Genomic DNA, 8,793 nt, shown 5'->3' on the forward strand with positions numbered 1-8,793 from the left:
AGCAGTCAACAGCAATAAGCGAGGAAAATAATTATGAGTCTCACCCCCAAAAATAAAGGCAATGCGATCGCCCGTCGCGGTAAAGGCAGTTCCAAAAGCCAACCGACAGAACCCACGGATGCCAAAGCAACAGGAATTCAACTTTATCGGCCGCAACTCATGCATGACAACCGCCCTGTCGGCCCAGACGATTTTACCATCAGCGAGACCGTCTCGATGTCGGGGAATCGCCCGATCGGCATTAGCACCCTGCACCTCAGCGAAACCTACGGCATTGTAGGCAATCGCCCAGTCGAATCCAGCGACTTTGAAGTGGTTGCTACCATCGGCAATCGCCCGATCGGTTCCAGCGCCATGCAAGTCAGTGAAATGTTCAGTATGTCCGGTGCCCGCCCTATTGGCATCAGCACTCTTCACATTGATGAAGTTTACTCCACAATGGGAGGAAATCGACCAATTGCCTCAAACGAAATTGACGATAGCTCGGCATTAATGGGCTTCTTAGATTAATTAGTCAGTTGTTAGTTGTTAGTTGTTAGTTGTCATCTGCTACCAATAACTAATAACTAATAACTAATAACTAATAACCACTGCTAACAGTCAACTAACTACTTCTCGATACCCTGATATTTGCTCAATAAAGCAGCAAAGCGCTTGTAATCCACAGGCTTCCTCACATACTCCGCCGCTCCCAATTCCAAACCCTGATTTTGGTCGTCCAAAAAAGTTATCATAATCACTGGAATATCAACCAAATCTCGATCGGCTTTCAATGCCGACAGCACCGCCCAGCCGTCCATACTTGGCATCATCACGTCCAGAATAATCGCGTCGGGCAGCAACTCCTTAGCCAACAAAAGCCCCCCTTGACCGCTAGCCGACGATCGCACCCGAAATCCCTGTTTCGACAAGCAGCGAGTCATCAAATCCCGCGCGTCTGGATCGTCGTCAATCACCAGCACAGTAGCAGCATCGGGCAAATCCAGCGGTTGCGATCGCACTGCTTTTTGCTTCTCTTCAGTCGCCGCTACACTCGTTTCTAACTCCTCGCCATACTTCGGCTGCATTTCTGCGATTTCTCGATCTTCCTGCGCTTCTTTCGGGCTTTTAACCGCAATCGGCAACCGGATCGTAAAACTAGAACCGCAATCAAACTCGCTCTCAACCGTAATGTCTCCGCCCATCATCTGGCAAAATTTCCGGCTAATTGTCAGCCCCAAACCGGTGCCGCCGTATTTGCGGGTAGTAGAATCGTCCGCTTGAGCGAAAGCTCCGAATAGCCTCGACACCTGATCCTCCGTCATGCCGATGCCGGTATCGGTGACTTGAAACACGATCGAAGGCTGTTGACACCGAGAAGGATCTGTCGAGAGTTCTTCGGAATTGCCACGCGGCAAAACCTTCCCTTCTTCTTTCCAAACATTAATCCTAATTTTGCCTTGATCCGTAAACTTAGCAGCATTACTCACCAAATTCAACAGCGCTTGCCGCAGCTTCGACGAATCGGAGTAGATCGTGCCAATATTGCGATCGCAATTGACGATCAAAGTATTGCCATTTTTCCCTAGCGTCGGTTGGACAGTAGTGACAACCTGCTCGATCAAATCCAACACCTCAAAAGTCTCCAAGAAAAGAGTCATCTTTCCTGCTTCAATTTTAGAAATATCCAAGATGTCACTAATAATGTTGAGCAACTGCTTGCCTGCCATATTAATGCTTGCCAAATCCATCACAAACTCTTCTTCGCCGAGTTCCTGAGCTTCTTCTTGCAGCAGCTCGCTGTAGCCGATAATCGCATTCAAAGGCGTCCGCAACTCGTGAGTCATATTTGCTAAAAAAGTGCTTTTCGCCCGGTTGGCAGCTTCCGCAGCATTCTTAGCGACTTCCAATTCCTCCGATCGTTCCTCTAGCTGCCGCTGCCGCACCTCCAAACCGTTGAGCAAACTGCTAATTTGCTGAGCCATTGTATTGAGAGTAGAAGATAGCACCCCGATCGCGTCATTAGAAACAACAGGCGATCGAGCCGTCAAATCACCGCTGGCCATCTGTTCGGCAGTTTCCCGCAGCAAGCCCAGATTCCGAATAATTGCCGACACCGACACAAAAGCCACTATCCCCCCGATCAAACTCAAAACCAAAGCCCCCATCAGCCAGTGCTGAGTGCGGCTCGCCACCAAGAGAGTTTGCTGCACCAGCACCGCCATTGCTGCCTCAGAAACCGCCGCTGCCGGATGTGAGGCAGCCTCTATTGTCAGCAAATAGTTCTTCATCTCCACAGAACCCATCCACCCGACTCCCACCGCCATCCAAGTTATCAGTACCAAGATGACAAACAGCCCGCTCAAAGAAGCCCGAGTTCCCAAAGAAATCTGCCTCGGAGCAAATGCCGCCGCCCAAGGATAGGCTTTGAGAAAAGGATCTGGCGCAACCGGTGCGCCGGAATTCCAAATCTCCTCAATTTGACCGTCCACCCTCACCTGGCCAATCCGCACAGTTTTCCAGGTATGCTGCGTTTGGGCATCTATTTTTACCTTGCCCGAAGGCGCTGCCAACTCAATATTTTTAGCAGCCGCCCTGACTTTAACCACATCTGTCGAACCAGCTTTTTCTACTGCTTGCTTCCAGAGGTAAACACCCAAATAAGCCGCTTCGATCGGGTCATCGGTGACTCGATTTTCCCCGTATCGGGCTTTATAAGCCTTGACAAATTTCCGATTTTCCGGTGTATCCACCGTTTGAAAATAGTTCCAAACCACCAAATGTCCAGCAATATTGGACGGCCCGATCGCCCGCACTTCCTCTTCTGCTACGCTAACCGACATCACCGGCAAATCCTCGGGTTTCACGCCAGCTTCCCGCAACTTTTGGAAAAAAGCCACATTGGTGTCGCCGTTGAGAGTGTTGAGAATCGCATCTGGTTTCACTGCTAAGATATGTGCGATCGCCTCGCCCACTTCCCTCGAACCCAGCGGCAGATAAACTTCCCCCGCCAACTCTCCCCCCAGTGCCGCCAGTTGAGCTTTCACAATCCGATTTGCCGTGCGGGGAAAGATATAATCCGAACCTAACAGGAAAATTTTCCGCTTCCCCTGTGCGAGCAAGTAATTCACCCCAGGCACAATCTGTTGGTTGGGGGCAGCACCAGTGTAGAAAATATTCCGACACTGTTCTAGCCCTTCATACTGCACCGGATAGAACAGCAACCCGCTGCCGTGCTCGAAAGCCGGCTGTACAGCCTTGCGGCTCGCCGAAGTCCAACAGCCAAATACCACCGCCACCTGCGCTTCTAGGAGCAATTGCTTAGCTTTTTGAGCAAAAATTTGCAAATCGCTGGCTCCATCTTCTATAACCGCTTCCAAGGGGCGTCCAAGCACCCCTCCCGCCGCATTAATTTCCTCAACAGCCAACAGCGTCGCATCTTTAACAGAAATTTCGCTGATGGACATCGTGCCCGTCAGCGAATGCAACACGCCTATTTTGATCGGCTCACGAGTCGGGCCGGCTGCTTCGAGGGGGTTACTGCTCCTTGCTCCCATAGGGTTTTAGATAATTTTTACTAATAACAGAAATTTTAGTTCGATCCTGCTGGAAGTTAGCCTTGAGGCTAACTCTTGTTTAGCAGATTATTTAACCCGATCGCCACCAAACGGGGGAATCGGTACACCCTGTTGATTTTAACGGTCAAACTCTCAGCATAGACTTAAGTCTGCACAAAACTGCCTCCCATTTCTCTCTTCATCTTTTACCGATGTCCAAAGAGCCTCATACAACAACATTCGACACTTAACGCCATCCCGCGCGCCGCAGAAAAATTCTCCCCCCTCCTCCCCTTTCCCCAACTCATTCACTGCCCCGCGCCTTGCGACTCACCAAGCAATCTCACGCACTATTCCCCTTCCCCTATCTCCTTTCTGGCAGAGGGAAGTCTCCGTGATTTATCTTAACTATAAAACTCAAAACTCTTCACCCGTCCCTATCTCCCTTCAGGCAGAGGGAAGTCTTCGTGATTACCCTTAAGATAGATATAAGGTTAACTTCTAAGTACCCTTGTTAAAAATAATTTTTGCAAACAATAGGGGAAAAACTAATGAATATTGAAGAAAATGCGACCCATACTGGCAGCGAAAATCAAGTAACGCTACCAAAATCAAAGGAAACATTGCTCGGCGAGGAAACAGAAAAAGCCCTCGGTCAGCAAAAACAAGAAAATGCTCAAACTATGCGCGCTGTGGAACAGTTGAAAGAAGAACTTCAGCAGAAAATAGATGAAGAATGTCATCACAAGGTAGATTAAAACTAATACGGAATTTGTTCGGGTGTGGGTAAGATGCGGTCTTGCCCACACCCGCCTTTTTAAGGCCGAATTAAATATAATTTTTAAATTATAAATTATTTGGGTTTGAAAAAATAGTCTTGGACGCACGGGCGACCCTCCAGCAGTTTTTTACAAAAATACTTGATTGCAGCCAGCAGAAACGGTAAAAAAACAATAATTAAGTATGAAAGTCGCAGTTAGTTCAAGACTGCAAATAACTGTTCCCTATGCCATATTCCATATTCCCTATTCCATTTGTTATTTATTCTTTCTTCCTAGAGGTAGAGTGCAACGCAGCTCCTAGTTACCTATGATGAGTTCATTAAGTAAAAAACGTCAAATTAGATACAGATAGGGAGAAACCAATGAGCACTAAAGATAGAGCAAATGCAACTGGCGACAACATCGCAGGCAAAGCTCAAGAAGCCCTAGGCAATGTTACTGGCGATCCGAAGGATAAAGCAGAAGGCAAAGCCAAGCAGGCAAAAGCTGAAGCTGGTCACGCGATCGAAGATGTAAAAGATGAGCTCAAAAAGAAACTAGACTAAGCCTAATACTAATTGAGAGGGTCGAGCAACCTGACTCTTTCAATTATCCCAAATGTTTTCTGAACGGAGGAAAAAAGGTGAGTTTATTGCAGCAGAGTCGCAAAATAATTGCGGGCGTACTTTTGGTATTAATGCTGGCAGTTACTACTGCCTGCTCGCCCAGCGTTTCAGCCCAAAAACCGACTGATGTACCTGTAGCAATTGGTGGCAGTCAGGGTTATTACGCGCAGCTAGAACGTGGCAATACCGCCGCAGGTCAAGATTTTGGTCAATGGGTAACAAAAACGGCTAAGGGCTTGGTTCAGGATGCTTACGTCCGCGACAATAACAAATTGGGAGTTGTAATTACCCCGCAAGTCCGCCCGACTGAAGTGAAAGATTTGGCGAAATCTCTAGCACAAGGTTTTCACCGCAATTTCCCCAATCAGGATGTAAGTGTTTTGGTTTATGCTCCTGACAAAAAACTGATTTTGACTGCTAAGTACGACCAGCAATCAAATCAAATTGAATACAAGTCTTGACCTGGTTAGAAAGCTTAAATTATAGCCGCGCGACGGTTTAATATTCCGCAGTTTTTTGAAGCCGAAACAATCTCAAGTAGAGACGGAAATGTTTTGTAGATTGGAAGGGATTTACCATGAGTAGCAGCGATAATTACAAGAGTCAAATCATGAAGGATTTGGCCCAGGGAAATCGAGAAATGATGCCGGAGACAACGGGTGAAGATTACGAAAATTTTGACGATTTTGCTCAGAGAACTTCGCCGGCTCAGCGCAAACAATTATTCGGGCGTTCCCTGAATCACGACTCTCTCCCGCCGGCTCAGTTGGAACCGGAATTGCAAAAGGCGATCGCCCAAATTAAGCCCAATGAACGCGACGACGTGGCCCGCGAATTCTTCAAGCATTTGGGCAAGAGAGGATTGGACGATCGCCAATTGGAAAAGCAGCTAGGACTTTCTACCCACCACGCCAGCCGCATGAATGCTGACGATGTTACCAAGCTGGCCTCGTTCACCTATCACAATCACCCGGATATCTTCCGAGAAGTGCTGGCCGAACAGCCGAGTTTGATGAAGTTTTTGGGCAATCCAGTCGTTGCGGGTATTTTGGGAATTGTTGCGGCTAAATGGCTCAACAACCGCAAATAATCGAGCAAACACTTGCACTATTGACTGCAAATCTTTTTGATTACAATTATATCAATTCCGGCTGCGCCGGAATGACAAGCGAGGACACGGCAGTGCCTTTTCCCTACAATTAATCTGGTGTAGGGAAACGGCACTGCCGTGTTCTGATTTCGGGTAATATTAATTCCGATGCAACGGAATTGATCTTACTAATTATTGCTCAGAGCTAAAAATAGCTGGACAGCAGTCAACAGCGACACACCTGACACTCCGCAAAATTAAATGTAGGATTAAGTGTTGCCTTGAATCAGAAAAAAAAGATGAACTTATCCACTATTTGGCGAAAAATCCGCAGCCAGCAAGCCTTCTGCTTGGCTGTACTCCTGGCAGGTTGCCTGGTATTTATCGGTTGTTCCCCCGCGCAGTCAGCGGCTGGCAATTCAGTCGATCCCAAGTTGAAAGAGCAAGTCTTGCAGGTTATCCGCGAAAACCCGCAAGCAATTTTAGAGTCGGTACAAGCGTACCAGCAACAGCAGCAGCAGTCTCTCAAAGCAGCGCAGGAATCATTTTTGCAGGAGATGAAAACTAATCCCAAATCGGCGATCGGGGATTCTCCCAGCACGGGTTCAGCTTCGCAGCAGATTGTACTTTTAGAATTCTCTGACTTTCAATGTCCGTTTTGCGCGCGCGCTCACGATACTGTCAAGCAGTTTATGGCAAAACACCAGGACAAAGTTACTTTAGCTTACAAGCATTTACCCTTGACTTCAATTCACCCTCAAGCGCTGCCAGCAGCTAAAGCAGCTTGGGCGGCGGGCCAGCAGGGCAAATTCTGGGAATATTACAGCGCTTTGTTTGAAGGGCAGAAAGATTTAGGCGAGCCATTGTACGGATCGATCGCCCAAAAGCTCAATCTAAAATTAGATAAATTCAACACCGATCGCAACAGCCCCGCTGCCGAAGCCGCCATTGAGAAAGACGTGCAACTCGCTCAACAACTGGGCATTCAAGGCACTCCGTTTTTTATTATGAACGGCAAAACTTTCTCCGGGGCGATCGAGCTTTCTGAGATGGAAAGCATTCTCGCATCTGTCTCGAAATGACACTCCCCTGGCTAAAGCCGAGGGGATTCTTGATTCGCAGAATCAACTTGCCGATGCAGAATTACTTCAACATCGGTAGCGGTCAATTCTCCACAAGCGTTCGGATCTAAGATCCAAGTTCCGACGTGCCCCGCCGTACTCAATCCCCGACTTAGGATGTTTTTAGCTGCGTTGTAGTCACGATCTAACACGCACCCGCACCGACAAGCGTGGGTTCGTGTTGATAGACTTTTCTTAACAACCGTCCCGCAGCTAGAGCATTCTTGACTTGTTCCATTTGCTGGCACAGCAACTGTAATTCTTCCGAATACTTTGCCGAAATATTCCAGCCAGACTCGAAACATATACCAAGATGCGTCGTTAATCGATTTAGCTAAGCAGTGATTCTTCACCATGTTTTTAATCCTCAAATCTTCATAGACTACACAGTCGTTGGACTGGATAACGCATCTTGCCAACTTCACGGCAAAATCTTTACGCTGTCTACTTATTTTGAGGTAACGTTTTCCTAGAATCACTCTAGCTTTTTTTCTATTTTCTGAACCTTTGACTCGCTTTGAGAGCCGTCTTTGGGCTTTCTTTAATCGGCGCTCTCCTTTGCCCAGAAAACGCGGATTTTCGACTGTAACACCATTGGAGTCTGTGTAGAACTCTTTGAGTCCCACATCTAATCCAATAGCATTGCCTGTAACTTCAACCTTCTCGGAACGGTCAACTTGAACGCAAAACTGGATGTAGTATCCATCGGCTCGTTTGACTAAGCGCACTCGCTTAATTTGGCTAAGCTGATAGAAATGTAAGTCTCGCGTTCCTTTCAGCTTGAGTTTTCCGATGCCTTTTTTATCGGTAAAAGTGATAGATTTTCGGTCAGTTGCCATCCGCCACCCGGTCGTTTTATATTCGACCGACCGATTGTCTTTCTGAAACTGCGGAAAACCCTTTTTTCCGGGAATTTTCTTTTTACAGTTGTCGTAGAATCTGGCGATTGCCGACCACGCTCTTTCTGCGCTTGATTGTCGAGCCATGCTGTTGAGTTCATCGCAAAACGTCCATTCTTTAGCTAAAACAGCACTGTACTTATTCAAGTCATACTTGTTGACTTTTTCGTTTTCCATCCAAAAGCGCAATGCTTTGTTACGGATGAACTGCACTGTTCTAATTGCTTCATCTACAGCATCGAATTGCTGCTTTTTACCGTATGCTTTGAATTCAAAAACTAGCATGACTTCGACCTCATCACGATATTCTTACGCTAACAGCACTAGCTTAATATCATCAAAGTGTTTACAAGACTTTACAGAGTTGTATCCTAAGTTGCAATCCTAATATCTAATGAAAGATACTGGGAGGCTTTAGCCTCCTTCTCCCTTTCATCCCCGGACTAAAGTCACGGGGTTTTCATGTTGGATTTCTTTGACACTCCCCAGCTATCAGGCGTGGGGATTCTTAATTCAGCGACTGACCTTAAAATTGACTATCCTTACGGCATTACTTAAACCAAATACCCGTTCAATTGAACCAAGTATCGAGCCTAACTTAGACAATCCCAGTGGGTCTATCTCCAAAAGCGTACTAGAATATTTATCTAGAGTTTGGGTATGCCCTACCCTACTTAACAATCCAGGGTAAGCTCATCTAATTTGGTATAAATTGTACTTGACAAAACAAACAAAATACACAGGTAGCCCGCTCGTCATT

8 protein-coding genes are annotated in these 8,793 nt (G+C 46.9%); 6 read left to right on the plus strand and 2 right to left on the minus strand.

The genetic code is table 11. The annotated features are described in order from the left end of the window. The first annotated feature begins 33 nt into the window (after positions 1-33). On the plus strand, positions 34-510 hold the full coding sequence (locus QUB11_RS16945; protein ID WP_333204758.1) for a hypothetical protein: 477 nt from the start codon (positions 34-36) through the stop codon (positions 508-510). Positions 511-608: 98 nt separating this feature from the next. On the opposite strand, the gene urtA is transcribed toward QUB11_RS16945, so the two are convergent. After that, on the minus strand, positions 609-3,536 hold the full coding sequence (gene urtA, locus QUB11_RS16950; RefSeq protein ID WP_333204756.1) for an urea ABC transporter substrate-binding protein: 2,928 nt from the start codon (positions 3,534-3,536) through the stop codon (positions 609-611). Positions 3,537-4,087: 551 nt separating this feature from the next. Here urtA and QUB11_RS16955 point away from each other — a divergent pair. The 5 genes from QUB11_RS16955 to QUB11_RS16975 all read left to right on the plus strand — a co-directional run bounded on the left by QUB11_RS16955 (position 4,088) and on the right by QUB11_RS16975 (position 7,095). Further along, a complete protein-coding gene (locus tag QUB11_RS16955) occupies positions 4,088-4,294 on the plus strand; it encodes a hypothetical protein (RefSeq protein WP_333204753.1) in 207 nt (68 codons plus the stop codon). A gap of 386 nt (positions 4,295-4,680) precedes the next feature. Then, entirely contained in the window at positions 4,681-4,863 is a 183-nt protein-coding gene (locus tag QUB11_RS16960; RefSeq protein WP_333204751.1) for a CsbD family protein, read from the plus strand. A gap of 77 nt (positions 4,864-4,940) precedes the next feature. Beyond that, positions 4,941-5,384: a hypothetical protein gene (locus QUB11_RS16965; protein WP_333204749.1), complete on the plus strand. Its 444-nt coding sequence runs from the start codon at positions 4,941-4,943 to the stop codon at positions 5,382-5,384. A gap of 116 nt (positions 5,385-5,500) precedes the next feature. Continuing rightward, positions 5,501-6,013: a hypothetical protein gene (locus QUB11_RS16970; RefSeq protein WP_333204747.1), complete on the plus strand. Its 513-nt coding sequence runs from the start codon at positions 5,501-5,503 to the stop codon at positions 6,011-6,013. Between the two features lie 299 nt (positions 6,014-6,312). Next, on the plus strand, positions 6,313-7,095 hold the full coding sequence (locus tag QUB11_RS16975) for a DsbA family protein (RefSeq protein WP_333204745.1): 783 nt from the start codon (positions 6,313-6,315) through the stop codon (positions 7,093-7,095). Between the two features lie 11 nt (positions 7,096-7,106). On the opposite strand, the gene QUB11_RS16980 is transcribed toward QUB11_RS16975, so the two are convergent. Next, positions 7,107-8,318, minus strand: coding sequence for a transposase (locus tag QUB11_RS16980; RefSeq protein WP_333204743.1), 1,212 nt, complete (start codon positions 8,316-8,318; stop codon positions 7,107-7,109). Positions 8,319-8,793 lie beyond the last annotated feature (475 nt).

This window comes from Microcoleus sp. B6-A1, from assembly GCF_036705085.1.
GTDB lineage: Bacteria > Cyanobacteriota > Cyanobacteriia > Cyanobacteriales > Microcoleaceae > Microcoleus.

Bases quoted from the DNA above. Each gene is read 5' to 3' on its own strand.
- QUB11_RS16970 (WP_333204747.1), top strand. From the start codon at position 5,501: ATGAGTAGCAGCGATAATTACAAGAGTCAAATCATGAAGGATTTGGCC.
- QUB11_RS16955 (WP_333204753.1), top strand. From the start codon at position 4,088: ATGAATATTGAAGAAAATGCGACCCATACTGGCAGCGAAAATCAAGTA.
- QUB11_RS16945 (WP_333204758.1), top strand. From the start codon at position 34: ATGAGTCTCACCCCCAAAAATAAAGGCAATGCGATCGCCCGTCGCGGT.
- QUB11_RS16980 (WP_333204743.1), bottom strand. From the start codon at position 8,318: ATGCTAGTTTTTGAATTCAAAGCATACGGTAAAAAGCAGCAATTCGAT.
- urtA (WP_333204756.1), bottom strand. From the start codon at position 3,536: ATGGGAGCAAGGAGCAGTAACCCCCTCGAAGCAGCCGGCCCGACTCGT.
- QUB11_RS16975 (WP_333204745.1), top strand. From the start codon at position 6,313: ATGAACTTATCCACTATTTGGCGAAAAATCCGCAGCCAGCAAGCCTTC.
- QUB11_RS16960 (WP_333204751.1), top strand. From the start codon at position 4,681: ATGAGCACTAAAGATAGAGCAAATGCAACTGGCGACAACATCGCAGGC.